This window comes from Pseudomonas sp. TH21 (genome assembly GCF_016651025.1).
GTDB classification, from domain to species: Bacteria; Pseudomonadota; Gammaproteobacteria; order Pseudomonadales; family Pseudomonadaceae; genus Aquipseudomonas; species Aquipseudomonas aylmerensis.
The window spans coordinates 6,168,665-6,185,162 of sequence record NZ_JAEKEQ010000001.1 but is presented as its reverse complement, the minus strand read 5'-3'; the positions used below and the strand labels follow the sequence as shown (position 1 = coordinate 6,185,162).

Below are 16,498 nucleotides of genomic sequence, written 5' to 3'. Positions count from 1 at the left end.
TGTGCCTGTTCTTGCAGCTTGGAGCTCGCAGCTGGTAGCTGCTTAAAGAGCAATGAAGTAGCAAGCCCTCGGCACAAGCGCATTTCTTGACGCTTGCCGCTGAAAGCTTGCCGCTGCTTAGTAGCGGTAAGCGTGCGGCTTGAACGGACCTTCGACGGTCACGCCGATGTAGTCGGCCTGGGTCTTGGTCAGTTGAGTCACGACGCCACCGAAGCCGCGGACCATTTCCAGGGCCACTTCTTCGTCGAGTTTCTTCGGCAGTACTTCCACGGTCAGGCGCTCGGCTTTCTGGGCAGGCGACAGGTCGGCGTATTTCTGGCCGAACAGGAAGATCTGGGCCAGAACCTGGTTGGCGAACGAGCCATCCATGATGCGGCTTGGGTGGCCGGTGGCGTTGCCCAGGTTAACCAGGCGGCCTTCAGCCAGCAGGATCAGGTAGTCATCGTTCTGCGGGTCGAAATCGCCAGCGCCGGTACGGTGAACCTTGTGTACCTGTGGCTTCACTTCTTCCCATGCCCAGTTCTTGCGCATGAAAGCAGTGTCGATTTCGTTGTCGAAGTGACCGATGTTGCACACCACGGCGCGCTTTTTCAGGGCCTTGAGCATGTTCGCATCGCAAACATTGACGTTACCGGTGGTGGTCACGATCAGGTCGATCTTGCCCAGCAGGGCTTTGTCGATGCTCGCTTCGGTGCCGTCGTTCTGGCCGTTGATGAACGGCGAAACCACTTCGAAACCGTCCATGCAGGCTTGCATGGCGCAGATCGGATCGACTTCGGACACCTTGACGATCATGCCTTCCTGACGCAGGGACTGGGACGAACCCTTGCCCACGTCACCGTAGCCGATCACCAGGGCTTGCTTGCCCGACAGCAGGTGGTCGGTGCCGCGCTTGATGGCATCGTTCAGGCTGTGACGGCAGCCGTACTTGTTGTCGTTCTTGCTCTTGGTCACCGAGTCGTTGACGTTGATGGCCGGGATTTTCAGCTCGCCCTTGGCCAGCATGTCCAGCAGGCGGTGTACGCCGGTGGTGGTTTCTTCGGTCACGCCGTGGACGCGGTCGAGGATCTGCGGGTACTTCTTGTGCAGCAGCTCGGTCAGGTCGCCGCCGTCGTCGAGGATCATGTTGGCGTCCCATGGCTTGCCATCCTTGAGGATGGTTTGCTCCAGGCACCACTCGTACTCTTCTTCGGTCTCGCCTTTCCAGGCGAACACGGCGATACCGGCAGCAGCGATAGCGGCAGCGGCCTGGTCTTGAGTCGAGAAGATGTTGCAGGACGACCAGCGTACTTCGGCACCCAGGGCAACCAGGGTCTCGATCAGCACGGCAGTCTGGATGGTCATGTGGATGCAGCCGAGGATCTTCGCGCCCTTGAGCGGTTGCTCAGCGGCGTACTTGCGACGCAGGCCCATCAGCGCAGGCATTTCGGATTCGGCGATAAAGGTTTCGCGACGGCCCCAGGCAGCGAGGGACATGTCGGCGACTTTGTAGTCGTTGAAATCTGCAGGCGTGTTTACAGCGCTCATGAAGAGCCTCCATTCGTAGTGTGCGAATGGGCGCCGTTGTGCGTTTAGTATCCAGCTGGCTAACCAGGCCGGACAACGCCCCATCCGAGCCTGACAGGTTGAACCTGCTGCAGCGCCCCTCGGACAGGTGGCGGGAGAACGGTAGTAGTAGCCGTTCTGAAATCGGGGGCGATTATAGCTGTCTTTATCCGGCTAGTGGCAAGCAACAAGCTACAAGCGGCAAGTAAGAGCGAATCGGCTACTACTTGCAGCTTGTCGCTTAAAACTTGAAGCTGGGGGCCACAACCCCATCGCCAAACATCTCAAACCTGGAGTCCCCATGAACTTCCACACCCGCAAATGGGTAAAACCCGAAGACCTCAACCCCAACGGCACCCTGTTCGGTGGCAGCCTGTTGCGCTGGATCGACGAAGAAGCGGCGATCTATGCGATTGTCCAGTTGGGCAACCAGCGCGTGGTGACCAAGTACATCTCCGAAATCAACTTCGTCAGTGCCTCGCGCCAGGGCGACATCATCGAGCTGGGCATCACCGCCACCGAATTCGGTCGCACCTCGATCACCCTGACCTGTGAAGTGCGCAACAAGATCACCCGTAAAAGCATCCTCACCGTCGAGAAAATGGTCTTCGTCAACCTCGGTGAAGATGGCCTGCCAGCGCCTCACGGCCGTACGGAAATCAAGTACGTGAAAGACCAGTTTCAAGAGGATGGCATCCAGGAGTAACTGCATGCCCACCGGTTTGGTTTCTGTTACCTGATTGTTCCGGTTGGATCTTTCCCAGGCGCTGTCATCACTCAGCACTACACCCCCCGCAGAGTGAGTCAGCGCATGAAAGTGCTCAATCCGGTCAACCCCGTTCAGTTTCCCTCGCCTGGGGATGTCAGTACCCGCGTCGATCACACCGCGAAGACGTTACGGGTGGAGGGCGGCGGCGCGCGCAATCTGATCCTCCAGCGCGATCCCCATGGGCGTGTGGAGGTGACATTGTCGCGGCCGCCCATCACGCATTTGGTGCTCAGCGGTGGTGGCGCCAAGGGGGTTGCCTTTTCGGGGGTGGTGCAGGCACTCGAGGACGCCCGGAAGCTGGAAGGCATCCAGGTGATTTCCGGCTCATCCGCCGGTGCGATTTCTGCAGCATTGATCGCCAGTGGAATGAGTACGGCGGCCTTCGATGGACTGTCGGACAACATCAGTCTGCCAACTTTGCTGAACAGCAAAGACCCGGTGACGGCCTGGTTGCAGGACGCCAGTTCGACACTGGGCAAATACCTCGGGTACTTGCCGGGCCCGGTCGGCAATATTTCCCAGTTGCTGATGACCCTGCTGCCGCGCCTGAAAACCGATGCCGCCCCGCTGGAGGACATGGTCCGCGACGAGTCGCGCAAGGCGCTTCTTGGTCATATTGCCGACACTCCCAGAGAAACCCGGCCTGCCGACGTCATGCGCATTGCTGACAAGCTCAGTGCTGGTGGCGCGCCGACGTTTGCCGACCTTGAGGTGTTAAGCCGCAGTATTGCAGCGGTCAAGCAACTCAATATCACCGGCACGGGCATGTTTGGAGGGCGTCCACAGTTGGTAGTGTTCAACAGCAGTTTGACGCCGGACATGGATATTGCCCGCGCTGCGCGTATTTCGGGTTCGTTGCCGGCACTGTTCAAAAGCCCTGTGGAACAGGGGCATGGCTTCCAGATGGCGACAGAAACCACGACCTTTCAGGACGGTGGCCTGATGCTCAATACGCCAGCGCCAGGCGTGGTGGACCGATTGTTTGCCGAGAGCCTCCTGAGCAAGCCCGAGTCGCTGATCATCAAATTCGAGCCTGACTCCGCCGAGGAGCCTGCCCAAAGTGGCAGTTTTTTCAGCAGCTTGGTCGACTGCATTACGGGAACGCCACATTCGGCTGCCGAGGCTTACCAGGATAATAGGCTCAAGGCATTTGCCGACCAGACGCTGGTGTCGCCACTGAATACTGAGCAGGGAGATTTTCGCGGCCTGTTCAACGGTACGGTCAACTTCACCATGAAGGATGAGCACAAGCAGCACCTGCAGGAAAGGACCCGTGAAACGGTGGCTGGGCACCTGCAGAATCTTGCCTCGACGAGGGATTCTCACTCGTTCGGTTCGCTGGATGCGGCGGTGCTGGCGATGGATGATGAAACACTGGCCAGTGTGCAGACGGCGTTGCAGGCAGACAGTGCCGCAGCCAGTGTGCTGATGTTTCGAGAAGAAGCGAAACAGGCGTTGCGCGCGCTGGACCATGCGATTACAGAGGTCGATAAGTCGCATGCTGGCTTGCTGTTCACACCGAAGCTGTCGTCGGCAGTGCGCAATCTGGAAGCACTTGCCCGAAGTCCCGAGCAATTGGAGTGGTTGGGACGGCGCTTGAATGACCCAGGCCAGCGAAATTTTCAGCGATTGCTGCAAGTGGCTGCTAGTCAGGGCTCCGGCGATGTACCGTCCACTTCCAGGGTCATGGCTTGCGCTGTTGCCGAAATGAAACGTCGCGATATTGCGGTGAGTGCCGAGAGCTTTACACGGGAGGTTATCTACCCGTCACTGTTCCGGCCTGGCCAGCCGGCATTCAATGTCGAACTGTTGCAGCGCGCGGCACGAGACTTGGCCAAGGCCACCACGCCGCAGGCGTTCAATCGTGTGCTTGATGATCTCAGCGAACATTACCAGGCGCGCAACATGCCATGGAGTATGTCTTCCAGTGACACTACTGTGGAGATGGCCAAGGCCTGGCGCAAACGGGTTTAGTTGCCTGGCCACTGAACAGCTACTGTGCCGGCATGTCGTAGCTACAGGCACCCCTCGGACTCTGGTACATCATGGCCACTCAAGCAGACGGCAAGACCCCCAACCTGTCGCAGGAAGAGCAACAGGACGTAGACAAGAACCAACCCCCCCGCGCGGCGGTGTTGCATGAAATCATCCGCACCCAAGGCGACCAGGAACTGGAGCGCAGCGTCGCCGCCTTGTGGTGGTCGGCGCTCGCTGCCGGCCTGACCATGGGACTGTCGCTGATGGCGATGGGCTTGCTCAACTCGCGTCTGCCAGATGGCGAAGCCTTCAAGGTCATCGCCAGCTTCGGCTACTGCGCGGGCTTCCTCGCGGTGATCCTGGCGCGCCAGCAATTGTTCACCGAAAACACCCTGACCGCCGTGCTGCCGGTGATGAGCAAGCCTACGCTGGGCAATGCGGGACGCCTGCTGCGCTTATGGACAGTCGTGCTGGTCGGCAACCTGTGCGGCACCCTGCTGGTGGCGTATGTGATGCTGCACCTGCCGATCTTCGATACCAAGACCGACCTGGCCTTCCTCGAAATCGGCCGCAAGATCATGGAAAACGACGCCGGCCAGATGTTTGCAAAAGGCATCGTTTCCGGTTGGATGATCGCGACCATGGTGTGGATGATCCCTTCCATGGAAAGCGCCAAGATGTGGATCATTATCCTGATCACTTACCTGATGGCGCTGGGGGACTTCACCCATATCGTCGTCGGTTCGGCCGAGGTTTCGTACCTGGTGTTTGCCGGCGAATTGCCGTGGAAAGACTTCTGGCTGGTGTTTGCCGGTCCGACCCTGGCCGGCAATATCATCGGCGGCAGCTTTATCTTTGCGTTGATCAGTCACGCGCAGATTCGCAGTGAAAGCAGCTTGCCGGGAAAAACCGCTGCGGACCCGAGGCATCCGCAGCAGATCAACAAGGATCAGTGAGGCTCGGGCGTGGCTGGGGGCTCGTCCCGAGTCACGCGCTTGACCAGCCTGCCGATGCTCAACCCCTGCAACAGGATCGACGACAGCACCACGATGTAGGTGATGCTCAGCAGCAGGTCGCGCTCCGGGCCGAGCGGCAATGCCAGTGCCAGCGCTACCGAAACCCCGCCGCGCAAGCCGCCCCAGGTCAGGATGCGGATGGTCCCGCGTGGCACCGTGCGCCAGCGGCGCAGCAGCAGGATCGCCGGAGCAACGGTCAGCAGGCGTGACAGCAGGATTGCCACGGCCAGGAGGCTGGCAGCGAAGACGTGCAGCCAGTTGAACGGCAAGAGCAGCAGCTCCATGCCGATCAGCGCGAACAGCAGCGCGTTGAGCATGTCATCGAGCAGTTCCCAGAAGCCATCCAGATAGCGACGGGTCATGTCGTTCATCGCCAGCTTGCGCCCCAGGTTGCCGATGATCAGACCGGCCACCACCATCGCAATCGGCGCCGAGACGTGCAGTTCGGTGGCCATCGCCGAACCGCCGATGACCAGGGCCAGGGTCAGCATCACTTCGATCTGGTGCTGCTCGATGCTCTTGATCATCAGGTACACGAGGTAGCCGATCAGGCCACCAAACACCACGCCGCCAATCGCCTCATGGGCAAACAGCATCGCGGTAGCGCCTACGGTCGGCGTTTCGCCCAGCTGTGCAATACCCAGTAAAACCGTAAACACCACCACCGCCGTGCCGTCGTTGAACAGCGACTCGCCGACGATCGTGGTTTTCAGCGGTTTGGAGGCGTTGGCGGTACGCAGCACGCCCAAGACCGCAATCGGGTCGGTGGGTGAGATCAGCGCGCCGAACAGCAGGCAGTAGAGGAAGCTTACGTGCCAGCCAAACAGCGCGAAGATGTAGTACGCCAGGCTGCCGATCACCACGGTGGCAATCAACACGCCGAACGTTGCCAGCAGGCCGATGGGCCAGCGGTAGCTGCGCAGGTCGTTGAGGTTGACGTGCAGGGCGCCGGCGAACAGTAGGAACGACAGCATCCAGTTCATCAGCAAATCGCCGAAGTCGATCTGGCCGATCAGTTGCTGGATACGTTCCTCCAGGCCCGGGTAGCCGAGCACGCTCAGGCCTTGCAGGATCAGCGAAAACAGCAGGGCCGTGACCATCACGCCGATGGTGGGTGGCAGGCCGATAAAACGGAAGTTCACATAGGTGAGCAGGGTGGTGAGGCAGATGAAGGCGGCGACAAGTTCAAGCATCCGGGGTCCTTGGAGGTTGGGTGGCAGTTCTTTGGTGCATGGGTGGACCGCAGGGCGGGCATGAGGTTGCACAGCGCGATAGAACCTTTCGGTGCGCGGCGTGCTCATAGCCGGTGAGTGCGGTTTGCTAGGTTTAGTGCTAAAACTCTAATTTCTGTTTAAAACTACAAAAGGAATCAGTGATGACGGTGGCTTTCTGGTGTGTGTTGATAGCGATTTTCCTGCCTTACCTGTGCACAGGGGTGGCCAAGTTCAGTGGCGGCAAATTCGGCCCGCGGCAGAATCATGATCCGCGCGCTTTTCTGGATACCCTCGACGGCTTCGCCAAGCGCGCCCACAACGCGCAGCTCAACAGCTTTGAGGTGACACCCGCCTTCGCGGCGGCGGTGATTATCGCCCACCTTGCCGGGACTGCGTCGTTGGTGACCATCAATGTGCTGGCGGTGCTGTTTATCACCAGTCGCCTGTTGTACATCATCTGCTACGTCGCCGACTGGGCAATGCTGCGTTCGCTGGTGTGGTTTGTAGGGATGGTATTGATCGCGAGCTTCTTCTTCGTATCGATCTAAGGCGTAGCCCGGCCCTTCTATTGTGGCCGGGCTTACTGTGGCAAGCGGGCTGCTGTGGCAAGCCCGCCTACTGTGGCGAGCGGGCTTGCCCCGCGTTGGGGCGCGAAGCGGCCCCAATCGGCACACCGAGTTTTTTCAGAAGGAACTCGGCGCCTGTTGTCAGGGCTGCTTCGCACCCCAACGCGGGGCAAGCCCGCTCGCCACGAAAAGCCCGCTCGCCACAGAAGTCCGCTCCCCACGACAGGCCTTCTCCCCACGACAAGCCCGTTTCCACATTTGATCTACAGTGTTCCTCAGGTACCCGCGGGTGCATCCGGCACGTGCGGCAACGCCGCGCCTTTGGGCCACAGCATCCAGATCTGGCCTTGCTGCTTCATATTCCCCGCCAACTCGCCTGCCGCATCACCCGTGCCCCAGAACAGATCCGCGCGCACTTCGCCAGTGATTGCACCGCCGGTGTCCTGTGCGGCGACGGGACGTGCCAATGCCGAGCCGTCGGGCGTGGTGGTCGACAGCCACAACAGGCTGCCCAGCGGGATCACCTTGCGATCCACCGCCACGCTGTAGCCTGCCGTCAGCGGCACGTTCAGCGAACCGCGCGGACCTTCATTGCTGTCGGGACGGGCGCTGAAGAACACGTAGCTGGGGTTGCTCGCGAGTAGTTCCGGGATTCGCTCCGGGTGCGCCTTGGCCCAAGCGCTGATGGCGCCCATGGTCACTTCTTCTTTCTTCAACTCGCCTTGCTCCACCAGCCAGCGGCCGATAGGACGATAGGGGTAGCCGTTCTGGTCGCCATAACCCACGCGCAGTTGGCGGCCGTCCTTGAGTTGAATGCGGCCCGAGCCCTGGATCTGCAGAAATTGCAGGTCCATCGGGTTGGTCAGCCAGGCAATCGGCTTGGCGCTGGAGCCTTGGCCGTTGATGGCGCTGGCATCGTCATAGGGCTTGAGCACGCGGCCTTCGAGGCGACCGCGCAGGCGCTTGCCCTTGAGTTCCGGATAGATGCTTTCCAGATTGACGATGATCAGGTCATCCGGCACGCCATACACGGGCACATGGGCGGTGGCAGTCTTGGTCAGGCTGCCGGGGTAGACCGGTTCGTAGTAGCCGGTGATCAGGCCATTGGGGGTGTCGTCGGCCGAGCGCAGGCCGAATACATCCAGGCGTTCTTTGAGAAAACCACGCACCGCCACGGCATTGCCCGGCACGGTGACCGCTGCGGCACAGGTCGCACCCCAGATCGGGTCGGCCTTGAGGCGTTGGCAGGCGCTGCGCCAGGCTTCAAAGCCGGCCAGCAGGTCGCTGTCGGACACCGCCGGTAGGGCTTCCCATGGCGCGCTCACGTAGGTGGCTACGGCATGGGGTTTGGCCACTTCCTCTGTTTTGTTGGCGTCTTTACTGCCATCACAGCCGGCCAGCAGTGCAGCAATCGGCAGAGCCCACGCCAGGCGGCGGCTCCAGGTTTTCAGCACGACATTCATAAACGCAATTCCTGAAGCGATTGCCCGCGCTGTAGCGCAGTCGGGCAACCCTTATTATTAATAGGGCTATTGGTCTTTACGGGCGGGGCGAGGATACTGGCCGCCGTTTCCCGTGACCCTGAGCCATCATGACTTTTAAAAAACTGACGGTTGTATTGCTGGCCTGCGTGGCCTTGTCCGCCTGTGGCGGCGTCGATCCAAATTCCCCGCTGGGCCAGCGCAAGGCGATTTTCAAGCAGATGCTCAAGACTGGCGAGGACCTGGGCGGCATGTTGCGTGGGCGCATCCCGTTCGACGGCGCGAAGTTTGCCGAAGGCGCGGTCAAGCTTGATGCGTTGTCGCATGAACCGTGGAAGCACTTCCCGAGCGTGCGCGAAGAAGATCACACCAGTGCCAAGGACGACGTATGGCAACAACAGGCACGCTTCCAGGAACTGGCCCGCAACCTTGAAGCGGCCACCGGTGAACTGGTGGTCGCCAGCCAGGTCCAGCCGTACAAGGCCAGCAACCTTGGGCCTGCGGTGCAGAAAGTCGAAGATGCCTGCAGCGCCTGCCATAAGCAGTTTCGCGATCACTGACCGGCGTTATTCGTCGAGTTGTTCCACGGCGTCCTGCAGTTCTTTGCGCGACTGGGCGAGCTTGTCCTTACGTTTGTTGATTTTCTCGGCATCGCCCTTTTTCATTGCCTTGTCGAGGTCAGCCTGACGGCGGCTGACTTCGTGCTTGGCGTCGAGCACCTTGTTTTCGCGCTCCTTCCTCAAGGAGGCGTCGGTGCAGTTGGCAGTGACTTCGCTCAGGGCTTTTTCCAGGCCGGCCTGTTGCGCGCTGTTGCCATGCGCCTTGGCTTGTTCGATCTGGGCGCTGATGGCCTGGCGCTTGGCGGCGCAGCCGGTGAGGGGGGCAACTTCTTCGGCCGCCAGCAGTGGCGTGGCCATGCAGCTTGCGACAGTCAACAAGACAAAGGGGGCGAGAAATTTCATGTGGGACTCCAAAGTCGCAATCTGGCAGCAGGATGAATTCTGCCGCCGTTCAAAGGTGGCCAGGCCGGGTTCAAAACCCGTCTATCCCGGCCACGCGTAGTGTTTCAGCCAAAGCCTGTACGTGCGGATCGCGAAAAAAAGCGCTCAGTTGCGCTGCGCGACCCGGGCCGATGCCATCGGTGGCCTGCCAGGCCTGGGTGTCCTTGGCGGCCAGTGTCTGCCAGCCGCCTTCCAGGTTGTTGCGTGCCGCAGGCGGTATGCCCAGGGCCTTGAGCCATTGGGCGAAGGGCCGTTGCCGCGCGCTGTGCAGGCTGTCGAGCACCCGCGCGCGGCTGCGATCGCCGAAGCCATCAATGTTAGCAAGCTCTGCCGCGTCCAGGGTTAACCAATCGAGAAAGCCTGCGATTAGACCGGCCTGGATCAATATGTTCCAGGTTTCGCGGCCGATATGGGGCAAGGCCAGGCCTTGATCACCGCTGAGCCAGGTGAGCCGCGCCAGCAGTTGTTCCTCGCAGCCGGGGTCCAGCTGCCAGCAGCTCAAGGCGTGGAAGTCCAGAGGGTCCGGGACCGGCAGGTCGACCCGGGTGGCGTTGCGCAGGATCACTTGGTCCAACCGTGGGATGATCTGGCCCGCCAGGCTGATGGCGACCTGATCGCCAGGGCGGATGTCCAGTGCTTGCCAGCGTTTCAGCGAGCCGACGTTGACACGGCTGATCTGCCGGTCATCCAGTCGCACGGGTTCGAGTTCGAGCATGGGGGTGATGCGCCCGGTACGGCCGATCTTGAACCGCACGTTGCGCACCAGTGCCAGGGCCTTGGCCGCCGGGTACTTCCAGGCGACCGCCCAGTACGGCGTGCTGGCCTGCCAGCGCCCGGCGGGTGCGCGCTGCGCCTGGTGCAGCACCACGCCATCACTGGCGAAGGGCAGGGGATGGTTGTACCAATAGGCGCGCCAGTGTGCGGCGTGGGTAATGTCCTGGATGGGCTGGCTGTAGCGCTGGCTGTCGGTGAAACCCCAGCGTGCCAGGCTGGCGAGGCGCTCGTTGAACGCGGCCGGGCCGTCGGGCCAGGCCCAGATGAACACGCCGATGCCGGCGGCTTCGATGTCGCTCAAGTGTTTGCGGTTCATCAGCCCAGCCACTTTGCTGCGGGCATTGAGCCCGCCATGTGCCGACTGCACGTGGTCGTCGAGGCGCCAGTAGAGTTCGCCTTGCAGCACCAGGTCGAGGGGCTCCGGCAGCTGCTGGACAATAGCGGGGATCTTGCGCGCCGAGGCTGACCAGTCCTGGCCGAGCAGGCCATCGCCACGGCTGATGACCCGGCTCAGCCGACCCTGGCGGTACACCAATGTCACCGCCACGCCATCGACCTTGGGTTGTATCCACACTTCCTGGCGCGTGCCGAGCCAGGTGCCGACTGCCTGTTCATCCAGCAGTTTTGCCAGCCCGGTATGGGCGACCGGGTGAGCCAGGGTGCCGCGTGCGCTGGCCAGTGGGTTGTCGGCCTTTGCCGTGGGTTGAGGGAAACATTCGCGCCATTGCGCGAGGCGTTGGCGAGCCTGGTCGTAGAGTTCATCACTGACGGGGGAATGGCCGAGCCGGTGATAGCTGTCATCCCACTGGCGGATCTGTTCGGCCAGGCTGCCGAGTTGGGTCCGGGCTTCAGCCGGGCAGCCGTCAGCCCAGGCTGAAAAGGTCAGCGTGCTGAGCAGCAGCGCAATCAGTAAGCGCGTCATGAGCATTCCTTGCTCGTAAAGGGCGCCCAGCCTAAGTGATCCAGGCAGGCACAAAAAAGCCCCGGCAGTGCGGGGCTTTTTACCGGGTGTTTCCAGTTACTTGAACAGACCGCCCAAGGCTTTCACGGCGTCATTCTTATCAGCCTTGGCCTCCTGGGTTTGCTGCTTGGCGTCGGCCTTGGCCTGGGTTTCAGCAAGTTTGTTACAGCCTTTGTTGATCTGCTCCTGCGCCGCTTTGAAGGCCTTCACTTTCAGGTTGTCTTTCTGGGCTTCGGCTGCATCGATCTTGGCTTGCAGGTCCGCGGATTGCTTCTGGCAGTCGCCGGAGTTGCCGCCACCCAGTTGGGACGTCAGCGCGCCACTCAGTGCGCTCAGGTCGGCGGATTGGGCCGGCAGGGCGAACAGGCTGAGCAGAAGGGCGGCAGGGGCGAGCGTGGAGATGCGCATGAAAAACCTCAATGTTCGATTGCCTGCGCGCTGATCGATCCCGGGCTGGCGCAGGGCAATATCCAAATAAGGTAGAGGGCCCGAGAGGGCGCGGATTCTAGAGGGCCATTATTTGGCCTGCAAGCTTTGGATCCAAAAAATGTGAGGGTGATCCCGCAGGCAATAAAAAAGCCCCGCCGGGGGTAAACCCGGCGAGGCTTTATATGCCGTGAGCGATTACAGGCCGGCGGCGGTGCGCAGGTCGTTGGCGCGATCGGTTTTTTCCCAGGTGAAGGTGGTGAAGGTGTCGTCGCCGACAGTCTTCTGCGCAGGGGTACGACCGAAGTGGCCGTAGGCTGCGGTTTCCTGGTACATCGGGTGCAGCAGGTCGAGCATGGTGGTGATCGCGTAAGGGCGCAGGTCGAAGATCTCGCGCACCAGCTTGACGATCTTGTCGTCGCTGATCTTGCCGGTACCGAAGGTATTCAGCGAGATCGACGTCGGCTGGGCCACGCCGATGGCGTAGGACACCTGGATCTCGCAGCGCTCGGCCAGGCCCGCGGCGACAATGTTCTTGGCCACGTAGCGACCGGCGTAGGCCGCCGAACGGTCAACCTTGGACGGGTCTTTGCCGGAGAACGCGCCACCGCCGTGACGGGCCATGCCGCCGTAGCTGTCGACGATGATCTTGCGACCGGTCAGGCCGCAGTCGCCCACCGGGCCACCAATGATGAACTGGCCAGTCGGGTTGATGTGGAACTGGGTGTCCTTGGACAGCAGTTCGGCCGGCAGTACGTGCTTGACGATCAGCTCCATCACGCCTTCACGCAGATCAGCGTAGGAAACGTCCGGGTTGTGCTGGGTCGACAGTACAACGGCGTCGATGCCGACGACTTTGCCGCCTTCGTAGCGGCAGGTCACCTGGGACTTGGCGTCCGGGCGCAGCCAAGGCAGCAGGCCGTTCTTGCGGGCTTCAGCCTGGCGTTGCACCAGCTGGTGCGAGAAGGTGATCGGCGCTGGCATCAGCACGTCGGTTTCGTTGCTGGCGTAGCCGAACATCAGGCCCTGGTCGCCGGCGCCCTGATCTTCAGGCTTGGCACGGTCGACACCCTGGTTGATGTCAGGCGATTGCTTGCCGATGATGTTCATCACGCCGCAGGTCGCGCCGTCGAAGCCGACGTCGGAGCTGGTGTAGCCGATGTCGGTGATCACATCACGAACGATCTGCTCCAGGTCAACCCAGGCGGTAGTCGTTACTTCGCCAGCGATGATCGCTACACCGGTTTTCACCAGAGTCTCGCACGCCACACGGGCGAACTTGTCTTCAGCAATGATGGCGTCCAGCACCGCATCAGAAATCTGGTCGGCGATTTTGTCCGGATGCCCTTCAGACACGGACTCGGAGGTGAAAAGGGAGTATTCGCTCATCTCGATGTTTTCCTGAAATTTACCGATGGTGAGTGTCGCCAGCCGGCCGCTGGAAATGGCGGACCTGGATCTGGAAACCATTACGTAAACCTACATAGAGGCTTTCCCCGGGAACGAGTCCCGCAGCGGTGGCCCAACGGGCCAGATCGTCCTGTTCAAAACCCAACCAGAGATCACCGCAGGCCTCCCTGGCCCAATTCTGGTTGTGGCTGCATAAATCTGTGACCAGCAGGCTACCGCCGGGTTGCAGCAACTTCGCCATCTGCTTGAGGGCGTCTGCGGGGGCAGCGAAATGGTGCAGCACCATATTCAGCACCACGCAGTCGGCCTGCAGACTGTTGTGATTGAGCGCATCCGCCAACTGCAGGCGCACGTTGCCCAACGCTTCACGCTCGCAGAGCTGGCGCGCCAGTTCGAGCATGGCCGGGCTGTTGTCCAGCGCCGTGACTTGCTGGAAACGCCGCGCCAGTTCTGGCAGGAAACCGCCATCGCCAGGGCCCACTTCGAGTGCCGTGGCTTCATCACTGAAGCTCAGCTTGTCCAGCAGCGCCAGTACGCTGTCGCGGTATTGCGGCAAACCTGCGATCAGGTCCTGCTGGGCGCGAAACTTCTCGGCAACCCGGGTGAAAAAATCCTGGCTGGCGGCGGCGCGCTGACCGTGGACCTGACCGATGCGCGACTGCACGTCGCTGGGCAGGGCCAGGCTGTCGACTTCTTCGAGCAGGGCGGCGTGCAGCTTGCCGCCGAGCAACTCGGTGTGGGGCAGGGCGCGACGGTAGAAAATCGCATTGCCTTCGCGGCGGGTGGCCACCAGGTCGGCCTGGGCCAGGACCTTCAAATGGTGGCTCATGCCGGACTGGCCGATGGCGAAGATCTGCGCCAGTTCGAGTACGCCGAACGAATCGTTGGCCAGTGCGCGCAATACGTTCAGGCGCAACGGGTCGCCAGCGGCCTTGCACAAGGCTGCCAGGTCATCGCCGTCGTCAGGACGCAGGGAGGGCACGGGTAGATTCATAAGGCCAGCAGTCTAGTGACGAGGTGAAGACCTCGCAAGGCCAATATCAAAAAGTTTTGATATTGAACGATAAGTGGCAGTTATAAGCAGCCGCTATAACCTTTAGACGAACCGGTCGGTCTTTTCTGCAAGCGATTGCCGCGCAAAGCACAGGAAAAACACCCACAAGTGACTATCTGTCATTGCCCGCAGGCGGTGGCTGAGGGAAAATGCCGGTCCTTTTTTCCGTTTCTTTTATTCAAACCCCAGGAGATCAGCGATGCCCAGCCGTCGTGAGCGTGCCAACGCCATTCGTGCCCTCAGCATGGATGCCGTGCAAAAAGCCAACAGCGGCCATCCCGGTGCCCCGATGGGCATGGCGGATATCGCCGAGGTACTTTGGCGTGACTACCTGAAACACAACCCGAGCAACCCGTCGTTCGCCGACCGTGACCGCTTCGTGCTGTCCAACGGCCACGGCTCGATGCTGATCTATTCGCTGCTGCACCTGACCGGCTACGACGTCACCATCGATGACCTCAAGAGCTTCCGCCAGCTGCACAGCCGCACCCCGGGCCACCCGGAATTCGGCTACACCCCAGGCGTCGAGACCACCACCGGTCCCCTGGGCCAAGGCCTGGCCAACGCTGTTGGTTTCGCGCTGGCCGAAAAAGTCCTGGGCGCGCAGTTCAACCGCCCTGGCCACAACATCGTCGACCACCACACCTACGTGTTCCTGGGTGATGGCTGCATGATGGAAGGCATTTCCCACGAAGTCGCGTCCCTCGCCGGCACCCTGGGCCTGGGCAAGCTGATCGCCTTCTACGATGACAACGGCATTTCCATCGACGGCGAAGTCGAAGGCTGGTTCACCGATGACACGCCCAAGCGTTTCGAAGCCTACAACTGGCAGGTGATCCGCAACGTGGATGGCCACGATCCGGAAGAGATCAAGACCGCCATCGACACCGCGCGCAAGAGCGAGCAACCCACCCTGATCTGCTGCAAGACCACCATCGGTTTCGGCTCGCCGAACAAGCAGGGTAAAGAAGACTGCCACGGCGCCCCACTGGGTGACGCGGAAATCGCCCTGACCCGCGAAGCGCTGAAGTGGAACCACGGCCCGTTCGAAATCCCGGCCGACATCTACGCCGAGTGGAGCGCCAAGGAAAAAGGCCTGGCGACCGAAGCCGAGTGGGACCAGCGTTTCGCGGCCTACTCCGCCGAATTCCCTGAGTTGGCCAACGAACTGGTACGCCGCCTGGCCGGTGACCTGCCTGCGGACTTCTCGGAAAAAGCCTCGGCCTACATCGCCGAAGTCGCGGCCAAGGGCGAGACCATCGCCAGCCGTAAAGCCAGCCAGAACACCCTGAACGCCTTTGGCCCGCTGCTGCCTGAGATCCTCGGCGGCTCGGCTGACCTGGCCGGTTCCAACCTGACCCTGTGGAAAGGCTGCAAAGGTGTCTCGGCCGAAGACGCCAGCGGCAACTACATGTACTACGGCGTGCGCGAGTTCGGCATGAGCGCCATCATGAACGGCGTGTCCCTGCACGGCGGCCTGGTGCCTTACGGCGCGACTTTCCTGATGTTCATGGAATATGCGCGCAATGCCGTGCGCATGGCCGCATTGATGAAGAAGCGCGTGATCCACGTGTACACCCACGACTCCATCGGCCTGGGCGAAGACGGCCCGACGCACCAGCCGGTCGAGCAGTTGACCAGCCTGCGCACCACGCCGAACCTGGACACCTGGCGTCCAGCCGACGCGGTCGAATCCGCAGTGGCCTGGAAACACGCGATCGAGCGTAAGGACGGCCCTTCGGCGCTGATCTTCTCGCGTCAGAACCTGCAGCACCAGGCGCGTACCGACGCGCAGATCGCCGACATCAGCCGTGGCGGTTATGTGCTCAAGGACTGCGTCGGCGAGCCGGAGCTGATCCTGATCTCCACCGGTTCCGAAGTCGGCCTGACCGTCCAGGCCTACGACAAGCTGACCGAGCAAGGCCGCAACGTGCGCGTTGTGTCCATGCCGTGCACCAGCGTGTTCGAAGCCCAGGACGCCGGCTACAAGCAATCGGTATTGCCACTGCAGGTCAGCGCGCGTATCGCCATCGAAGCGGCTCACGCCGACTACTGGTACAAGTACGTGGGCCTGGAAGGCCGCGTGATCGGCATGACCACCTACGGTGAGTCGGCGCCGGCGCCAGCGTTGTTCGAAGAGTTCGGCTTCACCCTGGAAAATATCCTGGGCCAGGCTGAAGAGCTGCTGGAAGACTAAGGCTGTAGATTGAGGTGGCTGTACTGACGCCTTCGCGAGCAAGCCCGCTCCCACATTAGATCGGGTTCACATGGTTGCAATTGTGAACCCATTCCAAATGTGGGAGC

14 protein-coding genes and 1 riboswitch are annotated in these 16,498 nt (G+C 61.2%); of the genes, 6 read left to right on the top strand and 8 right to left on the bottom strand.

The genetic code is table 11. From position 1 onward, the window contains the following. Positions 1-117: 117 nt before the first annotated feature. Entirely contained in the window at positions 118-1,527 is a 1,410-nt protein-coding gene (gene ahcY / locus JFU04_RS27480; protein WP_010207176.1) for an adenosylhomocysteinase, read from the bottom strand. A 21-nt stretch (positions 1,528-1,548) separates the two neighbouring features. Continuing rightward, positions 1,549-1,654, bottom strand: a riboswitch (S-adenosyl-L-homocysteine riboswitch). 192 nt (positions 1,655-1,846) lie between these two features. On the opposite strand from ahcY, the gene JFU04_RS27475 reads away from it, so the two are divergent. The 3 genes from JFU04_RS27475 to JFU04_RS27465 all read left to right on the top strand — a co-directional run bounded on the left by JFU04_RS27475 (position 1,847) and on the right by JFU04_RS27465 (position 5,247). Continuing rightward, a complete protein-coding gene (locus tag JFU04_RS27475) occupies positions 1,847-2,251 on the top strand; it encodes an acyl-CoA thioesterase (protein WP_065904864.1) in 405 nt (134 codons plus the stop codon). 105 nt (positions 2,252-2,356) lie between these two features. Beyond that, complete coding sequence (locus tag JFU04_RS27470; protein ID WP_201146042.1) at positions 2,357-4,288, top strand: patatin-like phospholipase family protein; 1,932 nt, start codon at positions 2,357-2,359, stop codon at positions 4,286-4,288. Between the two features lie 71 nt (positions 4,289-4,359). Further along, positions 4,360-5,247 carry a formate/nitrite transporter family protein gene (locus tag JFU04_RS27465; protein ID WP_065904861.1) on the top strand — a complete coding sequence of 296 codons (888 nt, stop codon included), beginning with the start codon at positions 4,360-4,362 and terminating at the stop codon, positions 5,245-5,247. On the opposite strand, the gene JFU04_RS27460 is transcribed toward JFU04_RS27465, so the two are convergent. Then, on the bottom strand, positions 5,241-6,500 hold the full coding sequence (locus JFU04_RS27460) for a cation:proton antiporter (RefSeq protein ID WP_201146041.1): 1,260 nt from the start codon (positions 6,498-6,500) through the stop codon (positions 5,241-5,243). The genes JFU04_RS27465 and JFU04_RS27460 overlap by 7 nt on opposite strands. Positions 6,501-6,682: 182 nt before the next feature. Here JFU04_RS27460 and JFU04_RS27455 point away from each other — a divergent pair, with 182 nt between their 5' ends. Continuing rightward, on the top strand, positions 6,683-7,069 hold the full coding sequence (locus tag JFU04_RS27455) for an MAPEG family protein (RefSeq protein ID WP_065904857.1): 387 nt from the start codon (positions 6,683-6,685) through the stop codon (positions 7,067-7,069). A 293-nt stretch (positions 7,070-7,362) separates the two neighbouring features. On the opposite strand, the gene mltA is transcribed toward JFU04_RS27455, so the two are convergent. Next, positions 7,363-8,550 (bottom strand): murein transglycosylase A, encoded by a 1,188-nt coding sequence (gene mltA / locus JFU04_RS27450; RefSeq protein ID WP_201146040.1) that lies wholly within the window; start codon positions 8,548-8,550, stop codon positions 7,363-7,365. A 128-nt stretch (positions 8,551-8,678) separates the two neighbouring features. On the opposite strand from mltA, the gene JFU04_RS27445 reads away from it, so the two are divergent. Continuing rightward, positions 8,679-9,128, top strand: coding sequence for a c-type cytochrome (locus JFU04_RS27445; protein WP_065904855.1), 450 nt, complete (start codon positions 8,679-8,681; stop codon positions 9,126-9,128). Positions 9,129-9,134: 6 nt separating this feature from the next. Here JFU04_RS27445 and JFU04_RS27440 read toward each other — a convergent pair whose 3' ends face one another. From JFU04_RS27440 to JFU04_RS27420, 5 genes are all read right to left on the bottom strand, one after another. Further along, positions 9,135-9,530: a DUF1090 domain-containing protein gene (locus JFU04_RS27440; RefSeq protein ID WP_065904854.1), complete on the bottom strand. Its 396-nt coding sequence runs from the start codon at positions 9,528-9,530 to the stop codon at positions 9,135-9,137. Positions 9,531-9,600: 70 nt separating this feature from the next. After that, positions 9,601-11,265, bottom strand: a complete 1,665-nt coding sequence (gene ligB, locus JFU04_RS27435) for an NAD-dependent DNA ligase LigB (RefSeq protein ID WP_201146039.1) — start codon at positions 11,263-11,265, stop codon at positions 9,601-9,603. A gap of 96 nt (positions 11,266-11,361) precedes the next feature. After that, the gene (locus tag JFU04_RS27430) at positions 11,362-11,712 is read right to left on the bottom strand and encodes a hypothetical protein (protein ID WP_065904850.1); all 351 of its coding nucleotides are present in this window, start codon (positions 11,710-11,712) and stop codon (positions 11,362-11,364) included. Between the two features lie 216 nt (positions 11,713-11,928). Continuing rightward, positions 11,929-13,119, bottom strand: a complete 1,191-nt coding sequence (metK, locus tag JFU04_RS27425; protein ID WP_034109862.1) for a methionine adenosyltransferase — start codon at positions 13,117-13,119, stop codon at positions 11,929-11,931. A gap of 19 nt (positions 13,120-13,138) precedes the next feature. Next, a complete protein-coding gene (locus JFU04_RS27420; RefSeq protein WP_065904848.1) occupies positions 13,139-14,134 on the bottom strand; it encodes an ArsR/SmtB family transcription factor in 996 nt (331 codons plus the stop codon). A 259-nt stretch (positions 14,135-14,393) separates the two neighbouring features. On the opposite strand from JFU04_RS27420, the gene tkt reads away from it, so the two are divergent. After that, complete coding sequence (tkt, locus tag JFU04_RS27415; protein WP_106802419.1) at positions 14,394-16,391, top strand: transketolase; 1,998 nt, start codon at positions 14,394-14,396, stop codon at positions 16,389-16,391. Positions 16,392-16,498: the final 107 nt, after the last annotated feature.

What these genes read in the sequence shown, in the direction of transcription:
- ahcY (WP_010207176.1), bottom strand. Translation starts at nt 1,527, where the DNA reads ATGAGCGCTGTAAACACGCCTGCAGATTTCAACGACTACAAAGTCGCC.
- JFU04_RS27455 (WP_065904857.1), top strand. Translation starts at nt 6,683, where the DNA reads ATGACGGTGGCTTTCTGGTGTGTGTTGATAGCGATTTTCCTGCCTTAC.
- mltA (WP_201146040.1), bottom strand. Translation starts at nt 8,550, where the DNA reads ATGAATGTCGTGCTGAAAACCTGGAGCCGCCGCCTGGCGTGGGCTCTG.
- JFU04_RS27440 (WP_065904854.1), bottom strand. Translation starts at nt 9,530, where the DNA reads ATGAAATTTCTCGCCCCCTTTGTCTTGTTGACTGTCGCAAGCTGCATG.
- ligB (WP_201146039.1), bottom strand. Translation starts at nt 11,265, where the DNA reads ATGACGCGCTTACTGATTGCGCTGCTGCTCAGCACGCTGACCTTTTCA.
- metK (WP_034109862.1), bottom strand. Translation starts at nt 13,119, where the DNA reads ATGAGCGAATACTCCCTTTTCACCTCCGAGTCCGTGTCTGAAGGGCAT.
- JFU04_RS27475 (WP_065904864.1), top strand. Translation starts at nt 1,847, where the DNA reads ATGAACTTCCACACCCGCAAATGGGTAAAACCCGAAGACCTCAACCCC.
- JFU04_RS27430 (WP_065904850.1), bottom strand. Translation starts at nt 11,712, where the DNA reads ATGCGCATCTCCACGCTCGCCCCTGCCGCCCTTCTGCTCAGCCTGTTC.
- JFU04_RS27445 (WP_065904855.1), top strand. Translation starts at nt 8,679, where the DNA reads ATGACTTTTAAAAAACTGACGGTTGTATTGCTGGCCTGCGTGGCCTTG.
- JFU04_RS27465 (WP_065904861.1), top strand. Translation starts at nt 4,360, where the DNA reads ATGGCCACTCAAGCAGACGGCAAGACCCCCAACCTGTCGCAGGAAGAG.
- tkt (WP_106802419.1), top strand. Translation starts at nt 14,394, where the DNA reads ATGCCCAGCCGTCGTGAGCGTGCCAACGCCATTCGTGCCCTCAGCATG.
- JFU04_RS27420 (WP_065904848.1), bottom strand. Translation starts at nt 14,134, where the DNA reads ATGAATCTACCCGTGCCCTCCCTGCGTCCTGACGACGGCGATGACCTG.
- JFU04_RS27460 (WP_201146041.1), bottom strand. Translation starts at nt 6,500, where the DNA reads ATGCTTGAACTTGTCGCCGCCTTCATCTGCCTCACCACCCTGCTCACC.
- JFU04_RS27470 (WP_201146042.1), top strand. Translation starts at nt 2,357, where the DNA reads ATGAAAGTGCTCAATCCGGTCAACCCCGTTCAGTTTCCCTCGCCTGGG.